Annotated in this window: 16 protein-coding genes and 1 riboswitch; of the genes, 2 read left to right on the top strand and 14 right to left on the bottom strand. The window is 72.6% G+C overall.

What is annotated here, in order from left to right:
- Positions 1-189: 189 nt before the first annotated feature.
- The 8 genes from rpfA to BZZ08_RS12230 form a co-directional block, all read right to left on the bottom strand.
- Complete coding sequence (rpfA, locus tag BZZ08_RS12265) at positions 190-918, bottom strand: resuscitation-promoting factor protein RpfA (protein ID WP_104632218.1); 729 nt, start codon at positions 916-918, stop codon at positions 190-192.
- 3 nt (positions 919-921) lie between these two features.
- Positions 922-1,088: riboswitch (cyclic di-AMP (ydaO/yuaA leader) on the bottom strand.
- A 183-nt stretch (positions 1,089-1,271) separates the two neighbouring features.
- Positions 1,272-2,285: a transglycosylase family protein gene (locus tag BZZ08_RS12260; RefSeq protein WP_104632217.1), complete on the bottom strand. Its 1,014-nt coding sequence runs from the start codon at positions 2,283-2,285 to the stop codon at positions 1,272-1,274.
- A gap of 143 nt (positions 2,286-2,428) precedes the next feature.
- Positions 2,429-3,748, bottom strand: a complete 1,320-nt coding sequence (locus BZZ08_RS12255) for a cytochrome P450 family protein (protein ID WP_198601435.1) — start codon at positions 3,746-3,748, stop codon at positions 2,429-2,431.
- Complete coding sequence (locus tag BZZ08_RS12250; RefSeq protein WP_104632216.1) at positions 3,745-4,722, bottom strand: nucleoside triphosphate pyrophosphohydrolase; 978 nt, start codon at positions 4,720-4,722, stop codon at positions 3,745-3,747. Before BZZ08_RS12250 ends, BZZ08_RS12255 begins: the two co-directional genes overlap by 4 nt.
- Before the next feature lie 76 nt (positions 4,723-4,798).
- Positions 4,799-5,449 (bottom strand): SurA N-terminal domain-containing protein, encoded by a 651-nt coding sequence (locus BZZ08_RS12245; RefSeq protein WP_104632215.1) that lies wholly within the window; start codon positions 5,447-5,449, stop codon positions 4,799-4,801.
- Between the two features lie 148 nt (positions 5,450-5,597).
- Positions 5,598-7,088: a serine/threonine protein kinase PkaE gene (gene pkaE, locus BZZ08_RS12240; protein WP_274543265.1), complete on the bottom strand. Its 1,491-nt coding sequence runs from the start codon at positions 7,086-7,088 to the stop codon at positions 5,598-5,600.
- Positions 7,089-7,126: 38 nt separating this feature from the next.
- Positions 7,127-7,702, bottom strand: coding sequence for a hypothetical protein (locus tag BZZ08_RS12235; protein WP_104632213.1), 576 nt, complete (start codon positions 7,700-7,702; stop codon positions 7,127-7,129).
- A gap of 145 nt (positions 7,703-7,847) precedes the next feature.
- The gene (locus BZZ08_RS12230) at positions 7,848-9,887 is read right to left on the bottom strand and encodes an N-6 DNA methylase (protein WP_104632290.1); all 2,040 of its coding nucleotides are present in this window, start codon (positions 9,885-9,887) and stop codon (positions 7,848-7,850) included.
- Positions 9,888-10,093: 206 nt separating this feature from the next.
- Here BZZ08_RS12230 and BZZ08_RS12225 point away from each other — a divergent pair, with 206 nt between their 5' ends.
- On the top strand, positions 10,094-10,597 hold the full coding sequence (locus tag BZZ08_RS12225; protein ID WP_104632212.1) for a hypothetical protein: 504 nt from the start codon (positions 10,094-10,096) through the stop codon (positions 10,595-10,597).
- A gap of 133 nt (positions 10,598-10,730) precedes the next feature.
- On the opposite strand, the gene BZZ08_RS12220 is transcribed toward BZZ08_RS12225, so the two are convergent.
- Positions 10,731-11,504 carry an HNH endonuclease family protein gene (locus BZZ08_RS12220; protein WP_104632211.1) on the bottom strand — a complete coding sequence of 258 codons (774 nt, stop codon included), beginning with the start codon at positions 11,502-11,504 and terminating at the stop codon, positions 10,731-10,733.
- Between the two features lie 146 nt (positions 11,505-11,650).
- Here BZZ08_RS12220 and BZZ08_RS12215 point away from each other — a divergent pair, with 146 nt between their 5' ends.
- On the top strand, positions 11,651-11,848 hold the full coding sequence (locus BZZ08_RS12215; RefSeq protein WP_104632210.1) for an antitoxin: 198 nt from the start codon (positions 11,651-11,653) through the stop codon (positions 11,846-11,848).
- A 72-nt stretch (positions 11,849-11,920) separates the two neighbouring features.
- Here the strand turns inward: BZZ08_RS12215 and mfd are convergent, their stop codons facing one another.
- From mfd to BZZ08_RS12185, 5 genes are all read right to left on the bottom strand, one after another.
- Positions 11,921-15,454, bottom strand: a complete 3,534-nt coding sequence (gene mfd, locus BZZ08_RS12210; RefSeq protein WP_104632209.1) for a transcription-repair coupling factor — start codon at positions 15,452-15,454, stop codon at positions 11,921-11,923.
- 250 nt (positions 15,455-15,704) lie between these two features.
- Complete coding sequence (locus BZZ08_RS12205; RefSeq protein ID WP_104632208.1) at positions 15,705-18,269, bottom strand: ABC transporter permease; 2,565 nt, start codon at positions 18,267-18,269, stop codon at positions 15,705-15,707.
- Positions 18,266-19,054 carry an ABC transporter ATP-binding protein gene (locus tag BZZ08_RS12200; protein WP_104632207.1) on the bottom strand — a complete coding sequence of 263 codons (789 nt, stop codon included), beginning with the start codon at positions 19,052-19,054 and terminating at the stop codon, positions 18,266-18,268. Before BZZ08_RS12200 ends, BZZ08_RS12205 begins: the two co-directional genes overlap by 4 nt.
- Before the next feature lie 742 nt (positions 19,055-19,796).
- Positions 19,797-20,687 (bottom strand): cellulose-binding protein, encoded by an 891-nt coding sequence (locus BZZ08_RS12190; protein WP_104632289.1) that lies wholly within the window; start codon positions 20,685-20,687, stop codon positions 19,797-19,799.
- 190 nt (positions 20,688-20,877) lie between these two features.
- Positions 20,878-22,131: SUKH-4 family immunity protein (locus tag BZZ08_RS12185; RefSeq protein ID WP_241965448.1), on the bottom strand; the 1,254-nt coding region annotated here is incomplete at its 5' end.

Raw genomic sequence — 22,131 nt, 5'->3', positions numbered from 1 at the left:
ATCGGCCAGCCGATCGCCCACCCGCTGGACAGAACCGAGAGTAAATTGTTTCCGAACGGAACAAAGACGTTTCCGGAAACCGGGACGGAACCGCGGGCGGGCCCCGGCGGACGCGGGACGTGAAAAATCCCGCCCCGGTGCGTACGGGGGAACACGCACCGGGGCGGGAGTCGCGGGGGCCGCCGCCGCTTACTTGAGGTGCAGCTGCTGGCCCGGGTAGATCAGGTCGGCGTCGTCGACGATGTCGTCGTTCAGCTTGAACAGCTTCGCCCAGCCGCCCTTGACCTCGTGCTCCTGGGCGATCGAGCTGAGGGTGTCGCCCTTGACGACCTTGTACTCGCCGTCGCCCTTCTCGACCTTCTTGCCGGTCGGGGTGGTGACGGTCTTCTTCTCGGCCTTCTCGGTCTTCTGCTCCGCGGCCGGACGCTCGGAGGAACGGGAGGCCTTCTGCTCGGCGGAGCGCTCGGCGGTGGAACCGCTGCTCTGGCTCTGCGAGCTCTCGGAGCTGCCGGAACCGCTGTCCTGCGAGCCGCCGCCGGTGTACGCGGCGCCCGACAGACCGGTGCCGCAGACCGGCCAGGCACCCTTGCCCTGGCCCGCGAGCACCTTCTCGGCGATCTGGATCTGCTGGGACTTGCTCGCCTGGTCGGCGGTGGAGGCGTACTGCGTACCGCCGTAGGCGGCCCAGGTGGAGGCGGAGAACTGCAGACCGCCGTAGTAACCGTTGCCGGTGTTGATGGACCAGTTGCCGCCGGACTCGCACTGGGCGACGGCGTCCCACTCGGACGCGGTGGCGGCGGAGGCGTTGCCGGCCGCCATCAGCGGGGCGGCGACGGCGGCACCGGTGACACCGGCGACGGCGATGACACGGGTGGCCTTGGACGGACGACGGTGCTTGCCCTTGCCGGAAAACAGCATGGTTGATCCCCTCACCGACGCCTGCGAGGTGAGCTGTCGGGTTCGGGCCGGTTGAGTTGCCCGGCCGGGTTCCTCGCGGAACTCGGCTTCACCCCTAGCCACTCCGGCTCAACTGCCCGGTGCGGCGCTTACCTTGGGTCCCCCGCTCCTGCCTTCGGCGCTTGACGCGACGACTGTTCCCGTACGGCCGCTGGCAGGATTCGGCGTTGCGGCTGTCGGGGCCCGCGGTGGCGAGCGGTCATGACCGTAGACACGCGCTCCGCGGATTTTCAAAGACGATCACGGCTTCTGAGACCTATCTCTCACGAGATCCAAAAGGGACATAAGATCTCTAACCGTGACGTGAACTCCCCCTACTTTTCGCCCGATTCGCCCGTGACCGTGAGCGTCTGACCGGGCAGGATGTGGTCGGGGTCGGTACCGACGACCGCCTCGTTGTCGGCGTAGAGCGCATGCCACCCGCCGTCGACCTCAAGGGAGTCGGCGATGGCCCACAGACTGTCGCCGGTGCGCACGACGTAACGGCCGCCGCCGGCCTCCCGCGCGTCACCGTCGCGCGAGGCGTGCCGCCCCGTCGCCGGGTCCGTGAGGCCCTCCTTCGCGGCGCCCTCCTCCGCGCTGTCGCCGCGGTGCCGGCCGGCGCCGGACGAGCCCTCGGTTTCCCGCGGTTCGGCACTGCCGGAGAGGTCGGATTCGGGCGAAGTGTCCGACTTGGCGGATCGGTCGGCATCATCGGACGAGTCGCTCGAAGAGCCGCCCGAGCCGTCGGACGACGCGTCAGACGACTCCGAGGAAGAGGGCGAAGGGGACGAAGAGGACGCTTCGGAAGGCGACTCCGTCGCCCCGGTCGAGCCGGATGACCCGGACGACTCGGGCGTTTCGGTTGTCGTGGGCGATTCGGACGACTTGGTGGTATCCGTCCCCTCCGAGGCGCCCGAACCCTCCGACGCCCCGTCACCGGCCGGGTCCGAGCCGCCGCCCGTGACCCCGGAGTCGTTGCCCAGGCCGGCGAGGAGACCGCAGGTCGGCCAGGCGGCGATGCCCTGGTCCGCGTGTATCTTCTCGGCGATTCTTATCTGCTGGGAGCGACTGGCCCGGTCGGCACTGGGGGCGTAGTCCAGGCCGCCGTACTGCTCCCAGGCATCCTGGGACAGCTGCAGACCGCCGTAGTAGCCGTTGCCGCTGTTCTGGCTCCAGGCGCCGCCGGTCTCGCACTCGGCCACCTGGTCCCAGGACGCCGAGTCGGCCGCGTGGGCGCCGGTGGCGCCGAGCAGCGGGATCGCGATGGCGGAGCCGGTCACTCCGGCGGCGACGACCAGAGCGGGTGCCTGGCGGGGGCGGCGGTGACGACCGTTCCCGGAGAGCATGCGACGACCTTTCACGAGACGACGGGGAGCACGTGGCGGATGACGCTCGACACCACGTTGATCCGTGAACGTATAGGGAGATCATCGCTTGTCACAAGTTCATGCCGCGCAGATCACGTGAAGATCACAGAGTTGAGCGCGTGTCACTTTTGCGTCGTCGACGGACCGTTGTCGGCCGGTGACGCGAACGGCGTGAACGCCACCGGCAAGGTGCGCAGACCTCGCATGATGAGGCCGCCGCGCCAGCGGAGTTCGGCCGGGTCCGCGGCGAGGCGGAGGTCCGGCAGCCGGGTGAGGAGCGTGGCCAGCGCCGTCTGTCCCTCCAGCCGGGCGAGCGGGGCGCCGAGGCAGTAGTGGATGCCGTGGCCGTACCCGAGGTGCTGGGTGTCGCGGCGGGCGAGGTCGAGGGTGTCGGGGTCGGTGAACCGCTCCGGGTCCCGGTCGGCGGCGGCGAGGACGACGAGGACGGGGTCGCCGGCCGCGACGTCCTGTCCGCCGAGGGTCAGCGGCCGGGTGGCGAAGCGCCAGGTGGCCAGCTCCACCGGGCCGTCGTAGCGCAGGAGTTCCTCGACGCCGGTCTCCAGCAGGCCGCGTTCCCCGGCGGCCAGGGAGGTCTGCAGCCGCTCCCGCTGCTCGGGGTGGGTGAGCAGGGCGTACGTGCCGTTGCCCACGAGGTTGACCGTGGTCTCGAAACCTGCGAAGAGCAGGATGAAGGCCATGGCCGCGGCCTCGTTCTCGGTGAGGTGCTCGCCGTGGTCGGAGGCGCGGATCAGGCCGGAGATGAGGTCCTCGCCGGGGGCCGGCTCGGGCGGCAGCGCGGCGCGCTTGCGGTGGATGAGGTCGGCGAGGTAGCCGCGCATCTTCTTCACCGACCGGGCGACGCCGCCCCGCGGGCCGCCTCCGTGACGGATCATCATGCCCGCCCAGTCCCGGAAGTCGTCCTGGTCCTCGCGGGGGACGCCGAGCAGGTCGCAGATGGCGTAGATGGGCAGGGGGAAGGCGAACTCGTGGATCAGGTCGGCGGAGCCGGTGGCGGCGAACCGGTCGATGAGGCCGTCGGCCAGCTCCTGCACCCGGGGCGCGAACTCGGCCACCCGGCGGGGGGTGAACGCCTTGCTGACCAGTCGGCGCAGCCGGGTGTGGTCGGGCGGGTCGATGTTCAGCAGATGGGTCATCAGCTCGGCCTTCCGCTCCCCCGGAATGCCGGTCTTGCCCTTGGCGTGCGCGGGCTCGGCGTGGTGCTCAGGGTTCTTGGACAGCCGCGGGTCGGCGAGGGCCTGCTTGGCGTCGGCGTACCGGGTGACCAGCCAGGCCTCCACCCCGCTGGGGAGCCGGGTGCGGTGCACGGGGGCGTGTTCCCGCAGCCAGGCGTACGCCGGGTAGGGGTCGCTGGCGAACTCCCAGGTGAACAGCTCGGGGGCGGGGCCGGAAGCAGGGCCGGGGATGGGCGGGCGGCCGGTCATCCCTCGACCGCCCGGATCGCGTCCCGGTACGTGCGGGCCGCCGCTCTCAGGGCCGCCTCGGGGTCGGTGCCCTCGGACTCGGCGCGGGCGGCGAGGGCGAGCAGTTCGTAGCCGATGCCGTCGCCGGAGGGCAGCGGGACGTCGAGGCCCGCGGTGCGGACCCGGGAGACGAGCTTGGCGGCGAGGGCGAGGCCGGGCTGGCCGAGGGGGACGCCCTCGGTGACCGAGGTGCGCTGCTTCTCGGCGGCCTTGGTGCGCAGCCAGTGCTCCCGGACCTCCTCGGGGGTGTCGGCCGTCTCGTCGCCGAAGACGTGCGGGTGGCGGTGGACGAGCTTGTCGACGATGGTGCCGGCCACGTCGTCCACGGAGAACGGGGCGTCGGGGTCCTCCTCGGCGATACGGGCGTGGAAGACGACCTGGAGCAGTACGTCGCCCAGCTCCTCCCGCAGCTCGTCGCGGTCGCCGTCCTCGATGGCCTCGACGAGTTCGTACGCCTCCTCGATGGCGTACTTGGCCAGGCCCTTGTGGGTGCGCCGGGAGGACCAGGGGCATTCGAGGCGGATGCGGTCCATGACCTGGACGAGGTCGAGGAGGCGGGCGCCCGGGAGGTCGTAGGAGGCGGGGAGCAGTTCGAGGTCGGGCATCGGGACGCGGCCGGAACCGGCGAGGCGGGCCAGGCCGTCGGTGAGCGCGGGGTCGCCCTCGCCGGTCGCGACGACCACCGCGGTGCGGCCGCCGGCGCAGGCGTCCACCAGCTCCTCGGCGGTCGGGGCCGCCTCGTCGACCCGGATGCCCGCCTCGCGCAGGTACGGCAGCTGCGGGTGGGCTCCGTCGGCGCACAGGACGCGGTCGGCGGTGCGCAGGGCCTGCCAGGCGGGCCAGGACAGCAGGCCGGGGGCGACACGGTGGCTGGTGGTGAGCAGGACGATGCGGCCCTGGTCGGGGGCGGTCGCGCCGGCGGTGGTTGCGTTCACTCTCCGAACCTAACGCACGCCGCCGACGGCCCCCCGAGTTGTCCACAGGAGGCCGTATCGCCGCAGGTCGGTGCGGCTACGCCGGCTGCTGGGGCCCCGCCGCCGTGATCTCCCGCACCCACGGCGTCCGGGTGTCGACGCGGCTGCTCTTCTGGACGTCCCAGGCGCCGTAGCGCGGGTTGAGGTCGACGTCGAGCTTCTTGGAGGCCTCGGACAGGGCCTGCCAGAACTCGGGCCGGCTGGTGTCGGTGCCGAGGCTCTGGGCGAGCTTCTGGGCCTCGATCTGGACGAGGAGGTTGTCGTCGAGGCGGTCGGGGGCGACGCCGTACTGCTGGAGCCAGGCGGTCTCCAGCTGCTCGGGGCCGCCGGCCTGCTTCTCCAGCTCGCCGCGCATGCCCTGCACTTCCTTGCGGCTGACGGTCACTCCGGCGTCCTGGGCGGCGCGGTGCAGGACCCGGTCGAGGACCATGCCGTGCAGGGTGTCGCGGGTGAGGGTGCCGGTCCGGGCGACGACCTGCTGGTACTGGGTGGCGTCGGGGACGGCGGCGCGCTGGGCCTCGCGCACCTCGTCGACGCGGTTCTCCAGCTGGGCGACGGTGATCCGCTGGTCGCCGACGACGGCCGCCGCGCCCGGATGCGCGTCGTTGCCGCAGGCGGTGAGCAGGGGTGCCGCTGCGGCGATCGCGGCGGTGAGGAGAAGCGCGGGGCGACGGCGGCGGCGGTGCAAGGGAACCTCCCGTTTGGAGATTGTGCGACGGTGCACAAAGTCTTGCGGTGATCGATGTTAGGCAGTGGCCCGGCTCTGGCCAACCCATTGGACCAACGATTCATCAGGACTTCGGGCACCGCCTCGCCCCCGCGCGCACCGGCGGTCGTCAGCCCCGCATCTGACCGAGCCACTGGAGGGTGCGCCGGATGTCGCCCGCGAGCGGGTGGCCGGGGCCGTGGACGCGCTCCACGTCGTGCAGCAGCCGGGCCAGCGTGTCGTGGGCGGCGGCCCGGTCGCCGAGGGCGAGCAGGAGGTGGCCGATGCGGCGGCGGACGTCGTGGGCGAGGTCGGGGTCTCCGGCGACGTACTGGTTCTCGTAGTACGGCAGCAGTGCCCGGTACTCGGCGAGGGCGGCGGCGGGTTCGCCGAGCTGTTCCAGGCACTGGGCGGCGTCGTAGCGGTGGCGCAGGGACTGCGGGTCGGCCTGGCCGGCCTCGGCGGCGCGTTCGTCGGCGAGGCGGCGCAGTTCGGGCAGGGCACGACGGTACTGGCCGTCGTCCAGGAGGGTCGCCGCGTACTGCTTGCGCAGGGTGCGCACGACCGGGGAGCGTTCGCCGTGCTGTTCGGCGGCGGCGGGCAGGATCGCGCCGAGGATGTCGACGGCCTGGGTGATGCGGCCCTCGCCGAGGAGGCGCTTGACGTCGTCGACGGCGCGGGCGACGTCCGGCTTCCCGGCCTCGGCGGCGGCCGGTACGGGCGCGGGCCGCGGCGCGGGGGTGCGGGCGCGGTCGGGCCAGGGGGCGTGCGGGCGTACGAAGGGGCGGGTGGGGTCGAGGGGGCCGCCGGTGGGCATGCCGCGCGCGGGCAGCAGCAGCGCGAGGTGCTCGTAGACCTCCTGGGCGGAGTCGGGGCGGTGCTGCGGGTCCTTGGCGAGCAGGCGCAGGACGAGTGCTTCGAGGGCTTCGGGGACCTCGGGGCGGATGCGGCGCACCGGCAGCGGTGGTTCGTACAGGTGCCGGTGGAGGACGCCGAGGGCCGTCGAGCCCGCGAACGGGACGTCGCCGCTGAGCAGTTCGTGGAGCAGTACGCCGAGTGCGTACAGGTCGGTGTACGGGCCGACGGCGCCGCCCATGGCCTGCTCGGGCGCCATGTAGGCGGGCGAGCCGATGGGGGTGCCGGTGTGGGTGAGGCGGGTGGTGTCGGCGTCCATGACGGAGGCGACGCCGAGGTCGAGGACGGTGACGGTGCCGTCCTGCTTGACCATGACGTTGCGCGGTTTGAGGTCGCGGTGGACGATCGGCACGGCGTGCACGGCGCTCAGGACGGCGCACAGCTGGGCGGCGACCGCGACGGCCCACTGCCACGGGTAGGGCTCGTGCTCGGCGAGGTGGTCGGAGAGGTCGGCGCCGTCGACGTACTGCATGACGAGGAACAGCTCCTCGCCCTCGCTGCCCGCGTCGTGCACGGTGACCAGGCCGGGGTGGTCGACCTGTGCGGTGATCCGGCACTCGCGCACGAACCGGCGGCGCAGTTCGTCGGCCTCCTGGCCGGCCACCTTGTCGGGGCGCAGCAGCTTCACGGCCACGCGCCGGTCGAGGCGCCGGTCGTAGGCCGTCCAGACCTGTCCCATGCCGCCCTGGCCGATGAGCGTGGACAGCTCGTACCGGCCGGCGACGACGCGTCCCGCCGCCACGGTCACCTTCCGCCCTGGTGGTGGCCGTCGCGGCCGTCGTGGTGGCTGCCGTCGTGGTGGCGCAGGTAGTCGCTGAGCTCGTCGAGTTCGGCGCGGACCTGGTCGATGCGGGCGGGGGCCGAGTGGTGCGGCGGCGGAGCGACGGGGTGCTGCACGGCCGGTGGCGGCGCATACGGTCCCGCGGGGTACGCCGGACCGGGGTGCGGGGCGACGACGGGGGCGTGGGGCGGCTGATGGCCGGCGAAGGGGCGCGGGGCGGCGTGCAGGCGTATGTCGACCACCAGGAAGTGCGCGGTGGCCGCCGCCCCTATGAGCAGGAGCCCGGCCATCGCGGCGTCCGTCCGGTGGTCCGTCTCGGGCAACGAACCGACCACGGCGAGGCAGGCGATGGACAGGGGCATGCTCACCCAGGCGGCCGTCCAGTCGTACCAGCGGCCGCGCAGGACGGCGACCCGGAACAGGGGTACGCAGGCGAGCAGACCGCACGTCAGGAAACCGGCGGCGGCGTACAGCACACGCAGGGTGATGACAGTGGCCGCGCCGCGGGTGGGCGGCGGCCCGGCGCTGTTGCCGTACATGACTGCTCCTGGACCGGTGATGCCGACGTGGCGAACGGACCGAGCCGTTCGGAGTGGGAGTCGAAGCGTATAGGCCCGGACGGACAACGGGTCAGGGTTGGGCCGAACCGTTGTCGTCCTGGTCATTCGGCCCGCGCGGGGCCGTTCAGTCGGGGGCGACCGTGCCGTCCGTGAGCCCGTCGTACATGCCTCGCACCAGCTGTTCCCCGAGGCGGCCCGCGCGCCGCAGCGCGCGCTCGAACGCGTCGAGGGCGCGGAAGCGGTCCCCGTAGCCGTGCTGGGCGTCGAGGGGCAGCCGGGGCAGTTGGAGGCGCCGTACGTCGAGGCGGCTGGCGGTGGAGGCGTAGCTGCTGGCCTGCCGGTGGTTGGCGGTGCCGCGCAGGAACCCGGCGAGGAACCAGGGGTCGAGGGCGGCGGGGTCGGGGCGCAGCAGGACGAGGTTGCGCCCGAGGGCGGCGCCGGCCGTGGCGTCGTCGATCACGCGCGCGACGGAGCCGCCGCCGAGCACGGGCACGACGACGTCGCCGGGTTCGGTCAGCACGGGTTCCTCGTCGCCCTCCGGGAGGGTGCCCGAGGGGCCGGTGCCGGTGAGGACGTCGTGGTCGGTGAGCAGGGGTACGCGCGCGTGGCCGGCGTTCGTCCCGGTGTACAGGGTGAGGGCGCCGCCGCGGGCGAGTTCACCGACGGTGGTGAGCGGCCGGTGGGGCGCGGGGCGTCCGGTGCCGGGGGTCGCGGGGGCGAGTTCCGCGGTCAGCCGCAGGGTCTCGTCCAGGCGCTCGCGCACGTCCGCGAGCCGTCCGGTGCCGCCGGTGGCGTCGGGGGGCGGCAGGTGGCGGGCCGGGGTCAGGTCGACGTCGTCGTCGAGGAGTTCGATGACGGGCACGCAGCGGGCCAGGCCGGGCCGGTCGTCGAGCCGTCCGGTGCGGTCGAAGTCGGCCCAGGCGTCGAGCACGGCCTCCCGCACGGCCCGCCAGTCCGGTCCGCCGCGCCCCTCCCCGGCGAACTGCCCCGCGTCGGCGAGCAGCAGCCCGGGCTGCGCGGGCGCCCGCTCGGGGCGGCGCAGCACCCACAGGTGCAGGGGGAGGTTGTACGGAGGTGCCGCGCCGACCGGCAGGGCGATCACGGCGCGCAGGGCGCCCCGGCGCAGCAGGTCGGCGCGGATCCGGCGGCCGGAGCGGCGGGAGGCGGCTGCGGGCGGCATGAGGACGACGACGGTGCCGCCGTCCCTGACCCGGGCCAGGGCGTGCTGCACCCAGGCCAGTTCGGACTCGGTGCGGGCCGGGAAGCCGTACTCCCAGCGGGAGTCGTAGGCGAGTTCGTCGTGGCCCCAGTTGCGCTCGTTGAACGGCGGGTGGCACAGCGCGGTGTCGGCGCGCAGTCCGGTGCGGGCGTCCGCGCGCAGGCTGTCTCCGGCGGCGATCCGCACGGCGGCGTCCGTGCTCAGGGCGAGGCGCAGCGCGGTGAGGGCGGCCAGTGCGGGGTCGCTGTCCTGGCCGTACAGCTCCTGTCCGGGCCGGGAGGTGCCGGCGGCGGCGCGGAGCAGGGACCCGGTGCCACAGGCGGGGTCGAGGACCGTGCGCGCGGGGCCGGCGAGTTCCGCCATCAGCTCGGCGAGGGGGTCCGGGGTGAGCGTGTACTGCCGCGGGTTGGCGTCGAGGTGCCGGCCGAGCAGGAACTCGTACGCCTTGCGGGCGCCCGGTCCGGCGGCCAGTTCGGCGGCGCCGCGCAGGAGGGGTGCGGAGGGGAGCAGCCGGGGGCCGGCCGGGGTGGTGACGGCACGCTCGGGGCCGGGGCCGAAGCGGGCGTCGAGCACCTGGTCGAGGGCGGCGGGCAGCGCGGCGGCGAGGCGTTCGTCGGAGCCGGCGCTCGCCTCCAGCCAGAGCGTCGGGCGGTCGTGGACGAGCAGGAGGGCGCAGCCGGCGTGCACCAGGGCGGCGGCCGGTCCCTCGGGGTGGCCGAGGAGTTGCTGCCAGACGCGTTCGCGTGGGGGGATCTCGGCGAGTTTGCCCTGGGCGCGCAGCCACGCCTCGACGTCGGCGAGGGCGAAGGACGGGCTGGTCTCGGTGCCGCCGACCGGTTGGGGGAAGTCCGCGTGGCGGCGGCGCCAGTTGCTGACGGCGGCGCGGCCGACGCCGGCGAGCCGGGCGATACCGGCGGCGGTCACCTCTGTCCCGTTGTCCTGCACGCTCGGGGCCCCCTCGTCCTGGTGTGTGACGCCGATCCTACCGGTGAACACGGCCGGACTCCGGTTCACGTCGTGTACTGCCACACTCCCGTGAACCGTGTTGACTCGGTTCACAACCTCTGGTCTCATTGACACATCGAACCGGCCGAGGCGACGGGCTTCGGTTCACGGTCGATTGATCTGTCTCTGGGGAGAGGACTGACGTCATGGGCATGAAGACCAAGATCGCGCTGGGTGCCGTGGTGGGGATCGCCGTCATCGGCGCGTTGTCGGCGAACTCGGGCGACGGGGACGGCGGCGCCGAGAGCGGCGGCCGGACCTCCGCGAGTTCGGGCGAGAAGGCGGGCGACGGCGCGAAGACGGACGGCGGCGAGAAGTCGGACGGCGCGTCCGACGCGAAGCCCGCCGAGGACAAGGCCGTCGAGAAGGCGTCCCAGGCCGAGCAGTTCAAGGCGTTCGTGCGGAAGAACGGCGCGCCCAAGGAGAAGGACGCCGTCTCCCACGTCACCAAGGTGCAGGGCGCCGACGAGCAGAACGACATCCTCGACGCCGCCGACGTCTACACCGACTTCACCGGCGGCATCATGGGCGAGGGCACGGGCCCGGCCGAGCTCATCGCCTCCGCGTTCGCCGACTGGAAGGACAGTGAGAACGGCCTCGTCACGATCTACGACGCCGACGGCGAACTGCTCGGCAACGGCCAGTTCTGAGCGCCGGACCGCGCGAACCGTTCACGGAGCCACGGGGCGCCCGCCCTCGTCCCCGGGACGCCTCGGCCGACCGCAGCGCGGCCCCGCTCCGCCCGGCCCTCGGGGCGCTGACGACACCGGCGCGGTGGAGGCGTCAGCCCCGGCACTGCTTCGACATCATCGACCGGTCCGCCTCGGTCACCGCCAGCTCGTACTTGACGGCGACCTGGGCGAAGCGGACGGCGTACGCGCACCGGATCGACTTGGTGGGCGGCAGCCAGGAGGCCGGCCCGGAGTCGCGCTTGGCGGAGTTGGCGCGGCCCTCGACGGGGAGGAGGTTGAGCGGGTCGTTGGCCAGCTGCTCACGCTTGTTCTCGGGCCAGCGCGAGGAGCCCATCTGCCAGCTGTAGGACAGCGGCACGACGTGGTCGATCTGGACCTCGCTCGCCTTCTGCTTGCGCCACTCGACACTCGTCCCGGTGTACGGGTCGTCCAGCGTCATCGCGATGACCACGCAGTCCGAGCCGGGCTTGAAGCGCACCTGCTGCCCGTCGCGTTTCAGCAGGTCATTGCGGGTGTCGCAGCCGTTGCGGGCGAGCGGGACACCGTCGGCGGTGTCCATCCAGGCGTAGCCGAACTCGTCGCGGTCGTACCCCGTCCTGGGGCCGCGCCCCTTGGTCTTCAGTCCGTCGATCAGCTTGCGGGCCGTCGCCCGCGGGCTCTCGCCCGTGACCGGGGCGAGGCCCGGTTCGGTGCCGTCCGGGTTGTCCAGCGGGCTGACGGCGTGGCCGGAGGCGGGGGCCTCGGCGCCGCCGCCCGAGGCCGGGGCGCCGTCGCCCGCGTCCAGGCCTTCGCAGCCGGTCACCAGGGCCAGGGCGAGGGCCGCCCCGGCGGCCCATCCGGTACGGATCCTGCTGTGCCGCCTCATGCGCGCCCCTCCCCTTGCCGTTCGCGGCCACCACCGTAGCGAGGGAGGGGTCCGGGCCATAGGGGGCCTTAGATGGGCGTTAGTGGGCACACGAGACATATCTGTCGTACGGTCGACAGTGAGTCACGTCTCGGAAGGAGCTCTGCATGGGCATCCTCGACAAGATGAAGAGCATGGCGGGCAAGGACAAGGACAAGTCAAGGAAGATGTCCGACACCGCCGAACGCCAGGTCAACCAGAGGACCGGCGGCAAGTACGAGAAGCAGGTCGACGCCGCGCAGCAGCAGGCCGAGGGCAAACTCGGCTTCGGGCGCGAGCAGGGCGGCGGCCGGGAGCGGCAGTAGCCGCTTCCCGTAACCCGGACACGTCGAAGCCGTCCACGGAACTGTCCCCGTGGACGGCTTCCCGTGTGCGGGCTAGGAACCCAGGATCGAGGTGAGGAACTCGCCCACCCAGCCGAGCAGTTCCCGCCCGACCAGCGGCTTGCCGCCCACCTTCGCGGTCTTCGGGCGCGGTACGAGCACCTGGTGCGTGCCCGACTTGATGACGCTGCCCGGGTAGAGCCGCTTGAGCCTCAGCTCCTGGGACTCGCGCAACTCCACCGGCGCGAAACGGATGTTGTTGCCCTGGAGCACGATCTCGCCGACGGCGCACGCCCGCGCGAGCATGCGCAGACCCGCCACCAGCAGCAGGTTCTCCACCGGCTCGGGCAACTTGCCGTACCGGTCGACGAGTTCCTCCCGTACGGCCTTGACGTCCGCCTCGCTGTTGGCGGAGGCGATGGACCGGTACGCCTGGAGGCGCAGCCGCTCGCCGGGCGCGTAGTCGTGCGGGACGTGCGCGTCGACGGGCAGCTCGATCTTCACCTCCAGCGGCGGCTCCTCCTCCACACCGCCCTCCAGGGAGGCCCGGTAGTCGGCGACGGCCTCGCCGACCATCCGTACGTACAGGTCGAAGCCGACGCCGGCGATGTGGCCGGACTGCTCGCCGCCGAGCAGGTTGCCGGCGCCGCGGATCTCCAGGTCCTTCATCGCCACGTACATGCCCGCGCCCATCTCGGTGTGCTGGGCGATGGTGGCGAGCCGCTCGTGCGCGGTCTCCGTCAGGGGCTTCTCCGGCGGGTACAGGAAGTAGGCGTAGCCGCGCTCCCGGCCTCGGCCGACGCGGCCGCGCAGCTGGTGGAGCTGGCTGAGGCCGAAGTTGTCGCCGCGCTCGACGATGAGGGTGTTGGCGTTGGAGATGTCGATGCCGGACTCGACGATGGTCGTGGAGACCAGCACGTCGAACTTCTTCTCCCAGAAGTCGACGACGACCTGCTCCAGGGCCTGCTCCGACATCTGGCCGTGGGCGGTGGCGATGCGCGCCTCGGGGACGATCTCGCGGAGCTTGGCCGCCGCGCGGTCGATGGACTCGACGCGGTTGTGGATGTAGAAGACCTGGCCCTCGCGCAGCAGCTCGCGGCGGATGGCGGCACCGATCTGCTTGTGCTCGTAAGGGCCGACGAAGGTCAGCACCGGGTGGCGCTCCTCCGGCGGGGTGGTGATCGTGGACATCTCGCGGATGCCGGTGACGGCCATCTCCAGGGTGCGCGGGATGGGGGTGGCGGACATGGTGAGCACGTCGACGTTGGCGCGCAGCTTCTTGAGCTGCTCCTTGTGCTCGACGCCGAAGCGCTGCTCCTCGTCGACGATGACCAGCCCGAGGTCCTTGAACTTCGTCTCGGCGGAGAACAGGCGGTGGGTGCCGATGACGATGTCCACCGAGCCCTCCCGCAGACCCTCCAGGGTCGCCTTCGACTCGGTGTCGCCCTGGAAGCGGGACAGCGCCTTCACGTTCACCGGGAACTGGGCGTAGCGCTCGCCGAACGTCCCGAAGTGCTGCTGCACCAGCAGGGTGGTGGGGACGAGCACGGCGACCTGCTTGCCGTCCTGGACGGCCTTGAAGGCGGCGCGGACCGCGATCTCCGTCTTGCCGTAGCCGACGTCGCCGCAGATCAGGCGGTCCATCGGGACCGTCTTCTCCATGTCGTCCTTGACCTCGGCGATCGTGGTGAGCTGGTCCGGGGTCTCCGCGTAGGGGAAGGCGTCCTCCAGCTCGCGCTGCCAGGGGGTGTCCGCGCCGAACGCGTGGCCGGGCGCCGCCATCCGCGCGCTGTACAGCTTGATCAGGTCGGCGGCGATCTCCTTGACGGCCTTCTTGGCGCGGGCCTTGGTCTTGGTCCAGTCGGCGCCGCCGAGGCGGTGCAGGGTGGGGGCCTCGCCGCCGACGTACTTGGTGATCTGCTCCAGCTGGTCGGTGGGGATGTAGAGGCGGTCGCCGGGCTGGCCGCGCTTGGCGGGGGCGTACTCCACGACCAGGTACTCGCGGGTGGCGCCCTGGACGGTGCGCTGCACCATTTCGATGTAGCGGCCGACGCCGTGCTGCTCGTGGACGATGTAGTCGCCCGCCTCCAGGGTGAGCGGGTCGATGGTCTTGCGGCGCCGGGCGGGCATCCGGGCGCCCTCGCGTCCGGCGGCCTTCTGGCCGGTCAGGTCGGTCTCGGTGAGCACGGCGAGCTTGAGGGCCGGGTCGACGAAGCCGTGGTCGATCGAGCCGCAGGAGACGTGCACGACGGAGGGGCTGAGGGTGCCGAGGTCGTGGTCGAGGCGGGCGGCGATGCCCTCGCCGCCGAGGACCTCGACGGTGCGGGACGCGGGGCCGTGGGCCTCGGTGACGTAGACCGCGCGCCAGCCGTCGGCGAGCCAGCCCTTGGTGTCGGCCAGCGCCTTGGCCGTGTCGCCCCGGTAGGTCTCGGGGGCGTGCATGCCGAGCTTGAGGGTGTCGGCGTCGTCCAGCGCGTCGTCGGCGGCGAACGGCGAGACCGACCACCACATCATGTCCAGCTCGCGGGCCCGCTCCCGGACGTCGGCGATGGACCACAGGGAGGCCGCGTCCACGTCGATCGGCGCCTCGCCGCCGCCCGCGGTGGCCGCCCAGGACGCCTGGAGGAACTCCTGGGACGTCGCCACCAGGTCGGCGGCCCGGGTGCGCACCCGCTCCGGGTCGCAGACCAGGGACATCGAGCCCTTGGGCAGCACGTCCAGGAGCAGCTCCATGTCGTCCACGAGGACCGGGGCCAGGGACTCCATGCCCTCCACCGCGATGCCCTCGGCGATCTTCCCGAGCAGTTCGCCCAGCTCCGGGTGGTCCTCGGCGAGGGCGGCGGCCCGCTCGCGCACGTCCCGGGTCAGCAGCAGCTCACGGCAGGGCGGGGCCCACAGGCCGTGTTCGGCGACCTCCAGGGAACGCTGGTCGGCGACCTTGAAGTAGCGGATCTCCTCGACGTCGTCGCCCCAGAACTCGACCCGGAGCGGATGCTCCTCGGTCGGCGGGAACACGTCCAGGATGCCGCCGCGCACGGCGAACTCGCCGCGCTTCTCCACCAGCTCGACCCGCGCGTACGCCGCTGCCGCCAGCGCCTGGACGACCTGTTCCAGGTCGGCGCTCTGCCCGGTGCGCAGGGCCACCGGCTCCAGGTCGCCCAGGCCCTTGACCTGCGGCTGGAGCACGGAGCGCACGGGTGCGACGACGACCGAGACCGGGCCGGTCTCGGGGTCGTCGGGGCGGGGGTGGGCCAGGCGCCGCAGGACGGCCAGGCGGCGGCCGACGGTGTCGCTGCGGGGGCTGAGCCGCTCGTGCGGGAGGGTCTCCCAGGACGGGTACTCCACGATGCCCTCGGGCGGCAGCAGGGAGCGCAGCGCCGCCGCCAGATCCTCCGCCTCACGTCCCGTCGCCGTCACCGCCAGCACCGGGCGGCCCGTCTCGCGGGCCAGGGCGGCGATCGCGAAGGGCCGGGCGGCGGGCGGGCCGACCAGGTCGACGTGCATGCGGTTGCCGTCTGCGGCCGCCGAGATCGCTTCCGCGAGGGCGGTGTCCTTGACGACGGCGTCTAGCAGACCGTGCAGGCTCATGGAGGGGGCGCTTCCGTCCTGGGGTGGGTGGGGTGGGGCAACACGAGTAGCCCGACTCGGTGAGGGTCGGGGGTGTCCAGGTTACGTCGGTCTGCTCGCCGGCGTCGGGGGCTGTGGACGACGCCCGCCACCACCGGACTCGGTGGGTCCAGAAGTGAACCCGAAAGAGGCCCGGCGCCTCCGTCCCCTGGGACGTCGGCGCCGGGCCCTCCCCCGCAACCCCCGTGTGCGGTGGCTCTCGGGTCGGGTGTCACTCCGTCGCGATGGCGTTCAGGACGTTCATGCGGCCCGCCCGGAAGGCCGGGACCAGGGCGGCGAACAGGCCCACGAAGGCCGAGCCGATGAACACACCGATGATCGTCGGCCAGGGGATGTCGAGGACGTTCAGGCCCTCCAGGGCGAGCAGCTTCTGGGCCGTGGCGCCCCAGCCCATGCCCAGGCCGAGGCCGAGCAGGGCACCGAAGAGGGCGATGACCACGGACTCCATGCGGATCATGCGGCGCAGCTGGCGGCGGGAGAGGCCGATGGCCCGCATCAGGCCGATCTCCCGGGTCCGCTCCACCACCGACAGCGCCAGGGTGTTCACGACACCGAGGACGGCGACGATGATCGCGAGGGCGAGCAGGCCGTAGACCATGTTCAGGAGCTGGCCGATCTGGTCCTTCAGCTCCTGCTTGTAGTCGGTCTGGTCGGCCACCTGGTACTGCGGGTAGGCGTCCAGCGACTTCTTCAGCGCGGCGTACGCCTGGTCGGCCTGGCCGTCCTTCGCCTTGGCGAACATGATCGTGTTCGGCGGGACGTTCTCGGCCGGCAGGTACTTCTTCATCGTCTCGATGCCGATGTACCGGGCGCCCTGGTCGATGGCCACGTCGTCGCTGGTGATCGCGGCGACCTTGAGCTTCGCCCTCTCGCCGCCCTTGAAGGCGACGGTGAGGGTGTCGCCGACGTGCACGCCGTGCTTCGCGGCGTAGTCCGAGCCGACCGACATGGCGTCGGTGCCGTAGGCCGCGGAGAGCTTGCCCTCCGTCGTCACCCGGCGCACGTCCTCGGCGTAGGTCGGGTCGGCGGCCGTGACGCCGTCGTCGTCCGTCTTGCCGTCGGGCGTGGTCAGCGTGGCGTCGAGCACCTTGTAGCGGGTGACGTGCTCCAGGCCGGGCGTGTCGGTCATGGCCTTCTCGGCCGGCGGCACGATCCGCTGGTTGCCCTGGACGATGAAGTCCGCGCCGACCGTCTTGTCCAGCTCGCTGGTGGCCGAGGCGACCATGGAGGAGCCGACGACGGACAGGCAGGCCACCAGTGCGAGGCCGATCATCAGGGCGGCGCCGGTGGCGCCGGTGCGGCGCGGGTTGCGCAGGGCGTTGCGCTCGGCCAGGCGGCCCACGGGTCCGAAGGCCCGCAGCAGCACCGCGCTGATCACCCGGACCACGAAGCCGGCCAGCAGCGGGCCGATGACGACGAAGCCGATGAGGGAGAGCACGATGCCCGCGCCGAGCATCAGGGAACCGTCGCTCGCCTTGTCGGCGGAGGCGGCCGTGAGCAGGGCGCCGACACCGGCGCCGGTGAGCACCAGGCCGATCAGGCCGCGTATCCAGCCGGCCTTGCCGTCGGCCGGGGTGCCGGCGTCGCGCAGGGCGGCCATCGGGGAGATCCTGCCGGCCCGGCGGGCGGGCAGGTAGGCGGCCAGGACGGTGACCACGACGCCCAGGACCAGGCCGATCACGGGGGTCGCCGTCTTGATGGTCAGATCGTCGGTGGACAGGTTCATGCCCGCCGCCGACATCAGCTTCATCAGGCCGACGGCGATGCCGACACCGGCCGCGACGCCGAGGACCGAACCGACGATGCCGAGGAGGAGCGCCTCGACCAGCACCGAGCGGTTGACCTGCCGGCGGGAGGAGCCGATGGCCCGCATCAGACCGATCTCCCGGGTGCGCTGGGCGACCAGCATGGAGAAGGTGTTGATGATCAGGAAGATGCCGACCAGGAACGCGATCCCGGCGAAGCCGAGCATGGCGTACTTGATGACGTCCATGAACTCGCCGACGTCCTCGCGGCCTTCGTCCGACGCCTCCTTGGCCGTCTGGATCTTGAACGTGTCGCCCAGTGCGCCGGAGACGTTCTGCTTGAGCCGCGCGTCGGTGACACCGGCGGCGGCGGTGACGTTGAACTGGCTGAACCGGTCCGGGCCGCCGAGCAGTTCACGCTGGGCGGTGGGGGTGTCGAAGTAGACGACCGCGGCACCGGGGTTGGTGACGGTGAAGGAGGCGATGCCGACGATCCTGGCCTTGAAGTCGCCGGTCTGCGCGATGGTGCGCAGCTCGTCGCCGATCTTCAGGTCGTGCTTGTCGGCGGTGTCGGAGTCGACCATCGTCTCGGTCGGGCCGCGCGGGGCGTGTCCCGAGGTGATCTCCATGGACCGCAGGTCGTTCCTGGTCCAGTTCCCGGCGAGGGTCGGGGCGCCGCTGGTGGCCCCCACGTTGTCGTTGTCGGCGTTGACGACGGTCACGTTCATCGAGACGACCGCGCCCTCGGCCGACTTCACGCCGTCGACCGAACGGATCTTCTCCAGCGTGGACGCCGGCAGCGACTCGGGCACCCCGTTCTGCGGGGTGTCCTCGGCCTTGGCGCCCTTCGGGGCCACCGTCACGTCCGACGAGGTGACCGCGAAGAGCTTGTCGAAGGTGGTGTTCATCGTGTCGGTGAACACCAGGGTGCCGCACACGAACGCCACGGACAGCAGCACCGCCACCGCCGAGAGCGCCATGCGGCCCTTGTGCGCGAAGAAGTTGCGCATCGAGGTCTTCACGACGGTCATGACGTGCGCCCCCGGGCGTCGAAGTCCTTCATGCGGTCGAGGACGGCCTCGGCGGTCGGCTTGTACATCTCGTCCACGATCCGGCCGTCGGCGAGGTACAGCACCCGGTCCGCGTAGCTGGCGGCCACCGGGTCGTGGGTGACCATCACGATGGTCTGGCCCAGTTCGGTGACCGACCGGCGCAGGAAGCCGAGCACTTCGGCACCCGCGCGCGAGTCCAGGTTTCCGGTCGGCTCGTCACCGAAGATGATCTCCGGGCGGGCGGCGAGGGCCCGCGCCACCGCGACCCGCTGCTGCTGGCCGCCGGAGAGCTGGGTGGGCCGGTGCTTGAGCCGCCCGGCGAGCCCCACGGTCTCCACGACCCGGTCCAGCCAGGCGCGGTCGTACTTGCGGCCGGCGATGTCCATGGGCAGCGTGATGTTCTCGATCGCGTTGAGCGTCGGGAGCAGGTTGAACGCCTGGAAGATGAAGCCGATCCGGTCCCGGCGCAGCTGCGTGAGCTTCTTGTCCTTCAGACCGGTGATCTCGGTCTCGTCCAGGTAGATCTGCCCGCTGGTCACCGTGTCCAGGCCGGCCAGGCAGTGCATCAGTGTGGACTTGCCGGATCCCGAAGGGCCCATGATCGCGGTGAACTGGCCGCGCGCGATGTCCACGTCCACGTGGTCGAGGGCGACCACCCGGGTCTCGCCCGATCCGTAGGCCTTCACGACCTGCCGCGCTCGCGCGGCAACGGCCGTACGCCCTCCAGTGCTCCCGTGCGTGGGAATACTTACGGCCGATGTCATGTCAAGTCTCCTATGTCGGTCATCGAGTGAGCCGCCGGTGCCGCGACCGTCGTGGTGTGCTGGGTCGCGGGTGCCGCGCTGCCGTCTCGAAGAGTCTGTCCGGAGCCGGGGGTCGACCGCGCTGGTGTTCAGCGCAGTCTTCTCCTGGGGAAAACCCCACCCCCGCGAGTCCGGTTCACCGCCCCCCAGCGGCGTAAAGCCAGACTAAGGACGCCGCCGGGCCCCTCTCGTCCTCCGTCGGTACGAACCCTCCCCGACCCGTAGTACGGAGGTACCCCTAGGGGCAGTCCACCCTTCGGTGGAGCGGTCTCGGGGTCGTCCTCCACCCCGGGACGCATCGACTGTCCACCCTCACGCGACGTCAGGGGCAAGCGGAAGCGAGGGCGCGCGGGGCCGGGTACATGGCCCCGTCGTACCCGCACCGCCCGCCCCCGCCCGCGTCCCCGTACGCCCCGCACCCCCACCCCACCACCCACCGCACACCCCGTTCACCACGACGGGCCTGGTCTCCATCCCGCTGGGTTTCGCCTGCGGCTGGCGCGGCACGCTGCGCTCCGGCCGGCGCGAGGCGCGGGACCAGCGCCGGCACTAGGAGGCGGTGGAGGGCTGGATCCTGGCGGGCGCGGTCCGCAGGGGCGACGGACCGCGGCACGGGCGCGGGCACCGGCAACGGCACCGGCGGACCGCGGTCCGGCCCGTCGGCGGTCCGGCCCGACCCACCGGCCCGGCCACTGCCTGGGGGTTACTCCACCGCCCGCCCCGTCAGCGAGCTGAGATTGCTCCGTACGGAGGCCATGTGGGCCTGCAACTCGTCCCACCGCTCCCCGTGCTCGCGCAGCACCCGTTCCGTGTCGCGGGCGATGCGCTCGCTATGCGCCCGAGCCTCGGCGACCACCTCGGCCGCCCGGGCGCGGGCCTCCTCCTGCCGCCGCTCGGCCGCCTCCCCGGCGTCGGCCAGTTCCTGCTCGGCGTCGCGCAGTCCCTGCTCCGCGCGCGCCACCAACTCCTCGTGACGGGCGTCCAGGGCCCGCGCGCGCTCCTCCTCGGCCCGCTCGGCGTCGGCCCACCGCCCGGCCAGTTCCTTGCTCTGCTCGGCGGCCGCTCCGGCGCTGCGCCTGCGCATCTCGCGCAGCGCTGACAGCGCCTCCGCGCGCCCCGCCTTCACCTCGCGCCGCGCCTCGATCCGCGCCTCGTCGGCCTCCGCGCGCGCCGCGAGCAGCCGCTGCCTGGCCCGTTCGTCGGCCTCGGCGCGTACGGCGTCGGCATGCGTCTGTGCCGCCTCCCGCACACCGGCCGCGTACGCCCGCGCGTCCTCCAGCAGTTCCTCCGCGGCACCGCGCGCCCGATCCCGTACCGCCGCTGCCTCCTCCTCGCCGAGCCGGAACAGGTCTCGCGCGCGCTCCCCCAGCACCTCGTAGTCCTGCGGGGCGAGTTGCGCGACCACCTCCTCCAGGTCGCCCAGGTCCTCCTCCATCTCCCTGGCCAGCACGGTGAGCCGGGCGGCCCGCTCCCAGGCCGCGTCGCGCTCCTCGGAGAGGGCCGCGGCGTACGCCTCCACCTGCTCGGGACGGTAACCGCGCTCGCGCCCGCGTACGGTCACGAAACCGTGGGGAGAAGCCGATGCACCGCTCACGCTCATCACCCCTGAATCACCCTTCGCGTCACGCTTGTGGTGAACCTGCCGCATCACATGGACCTGACCGACTTTATGGACCAGACGTAAGCCCACATAATCCGACACACCGCACACGAACGGGCGGGGCCCGGTCGACTCACAGGTCGACCGGGCCCCGCCCGTCGGGTACGTCAGCGGCGCGAACGCCTCACAGCAGCCCGTCCCACATCTGCTCCAGCAGCACGGACCACCAGCTCTCCGGCGACCCGAGCGCCGCCGGGTCCAGCGCGGCCAGCTGCGCCTGGAAGTCCACCGTCCAGCGGCCCGCCTGCTCCTGGTTCAGACCGAACCTGAGCCGCCACATCCGGCCCAGCAGCGCCAGGCAGCGCGCGAACTCCGGCAGCCCCGTGTTCACGAACTGCGGCGGCACGGGCGCACCGCCCGGACCCGCCTCCACCGGAACCGCCACGATGGCCGCCGTCCCGTACTGCACACAGACCGCCCGGCCGAAGTCGCTGCCCACGACGAGGTACGACCCCGCGTCCGAGGCCGGCTGCACCCCGCGCTCGGCCGCCAGCTCCGCCAGTGTCGGCACCGGGCGCCCCGGCTGGGCCTGCGCCCAGAAGAACGGACCCATGTCCATCGGCAGCCCCGCGGCCACCAGCGTGTGCGCCACGACCGGCGGCACACCCTGCCGGGACACCGCGGCCTGCTCGAACCGGAAGACTCCCGGACCGAACGCGCCCGCCAGCTCCTGCCCGATGGCCTCCGGCGGAACCGGCGGCACCGGCTGCACCTGGGGCAGCGGAGCACGCACCGGCGCCGGCCGCGCGGGCCCGTCGGCCACCTGGTGCAGCTCGCCCTGGTGCGCCAGCAACTGCTGCATGCCCTGCTGCCGGCTCGCGTGGTCCAGCCCGTACGGCGCGATCGAGGTGATCCGCGCCTGCGGCCACTGCTCCCGGATCATCCGCGCGCAGTACGCGCCCGGCAGTTCGCAGGACTCCAGCTCGGTGTGCAGCTCCAGCACCTGGTCCGGGGGCACGTTCATGGACCGCAGCTCGTGGAAGATCTGCCACTCCGGGTGCGGCGTCCCCGGCGCGGAACGCCGGATCAGCTGCTGCTCGGAACCGTCCTGGGCGCGGTAGCGCAGTACGGCCTGGTAGCCGGGGCCGACGGTCGGCTGACCGGTGGGCTGCGGCGGATAGCCGTACGCCTGCGGCGGACCGGGCACGGGCTGCCCGGGCGGCGGCACGGCACCGGGCGGGGGCGGCGGGGGCGGCGGCGCACCGATGCCGCCGGGACCGCCCACCGAGGGCGAGGCCAGCACGGTCTGCGCGTGGTGCACGGCACCGCCCGCACCTCCCGCCGAGCCCTGCGCACCCGGAGCACCGGGAGCGGCCGGGGGAGGCGGCGGCATGCCGGGACCGGAAGGCACGCCGGGCGCACCCGGAGCACCCGGAGC

Origin of the sequence: Streptomyces sp. MH60 (assembly GCF_002939385.1) — a bacterium.
GTDB lineage: Bacteria > Actinomycetota > Actinomycetes > Streptomycetales > Streptomycetaceae > Streptomyces.
This window is presented reverse-complemented; position numbering and strand designations above follow the sequence as displayed.

Excerpts from the sequence above, each read along its gene's own strand:
- BZZ08_RS12200 (WP_104632207.1), bottom strand. The coding sequence starts at position 19,054 with ATGACATCGGCCGTAAGTATTCCCACGCACGGGAGCACTGGAGGGCGT.
- BZZ08_RS12215 (WP_104632210.1), top strand. The coding sequence starts at position 11,651 with ATGGGCATCCTCGACAAGATGAAGAGCATGGCGGGCAAGGACAAGGAC.
- BZZ08_RS12255 (WP_198601435.1), bottom strand. The coding sequence starts at position 3,748 with ATGACCGGCCGCCCGCCCATCCCCGGCCCTGCTTCCGGCCCCGCCCCC.
- BZZ08_RS12205 (WP_104632208.1), bottom strand. The coding sequence starts at position 18,269 with ATGACCGTCGTGAAGACCTCGATGCGCAACTTCTTCGCGCACAAGGGC.
- BZZ08_RS12260 (WP_104632217.1), bottom strand. The coding sequence starts at position 2,285 with ATGCTCTCCGGGAACGGTCGTCACCGCCGCCCCCGCCAGGCACCCGCT.
- BZZ08_RS12220 (WP_104632211.1), bottom strand. The coding sequence starts at position 11,504 with ATGAGGCGGCACAGCAGGATCCGTACCGGATGGGCCGCCGGGGCGGCC.
- BZZ08_RS12235 (WP_104632213.1), bottom strand. The coding sequence starts at position 7,702 with ATGTACGGCAACAGCGCCGGGCCGCCGCCCACCCGCGGCGCGGCCACT.
- rpfA (WP_104632218.1), bottom strand. The coding sequence starts at position 918 with ATGCTGTTTTCCGGCAAGGGCAAGCACCGTCGTCCGTCCAAGGCCACC.
- BZZ08_RS12225 (WP_104632212.1), top strand. The coding sequence starts at position 10,094 with ATGGGCATGAAGACCAAGATCGCGCTGGGTGCCGTGGTGGGGATCGCC.
- mfd (WP_104632209.1), bottom strand. The coding sequence starts at position 15,454 with ATGAGCCTGCACGGTCTGCTAGACGCCGTCGTCAAGGACACCGCCCTC.